The organism is Pseudomonas sp. SIMBA_067 (genome assembly GCF_046534675.1).
GTDB classification, from domain to species: domain Bacteria; phylum Pseudomonadota; class Gammaproteobacteria; order Pseudomonadales; family Pseudomonadaceae; genus Aquipseudomonas; species Aquipseudomonas putida.
The window spans coordinates 1-257 of record NZ_JAWRYH010000785.1 but is presented as its reverse complement, the minus strand read 5'-3'; the positions used below and the strand labels follow the sequence as shown (position 1 = coordinate 257).

Genomic DNA, 257 nt, shown 5'->3' with positions numbered 1-257 from the left:
GCCCACCGTTGACCAGAGCCAGCGGCTGAAAGAGTCCGCCTGGAACCTTGATCTGATCTATCAAATCCAGCAGGGCCGCGCCAAAGATACCCTGTTTAAACTGCATTACACCCGCTACGACAATCACAGCAATCTGCCCAGTTACAGCGGCGGTTACGGCAACATTTTTCAGGACGAGAAGGACATCAAATTTATGGTTATCGTGCCGTTTACGCTGTTCTGACGCCATGCAGACTCCCGGATATCTCTTCAGCAGC

Annotated in this window: 1 pseudogene; it reads left to right on the top strand. The window is 52.1% G+C overall.

Going from position 1 to position 257, the window contains the following annotated elements:
- Window positions 1-223: pseudogene (locus SB765_RS31335) on the top strand (hypothetical protein); the annotation flags it as partial.
- Window positions 224-257: the final 34 nt, after the last annotated feature.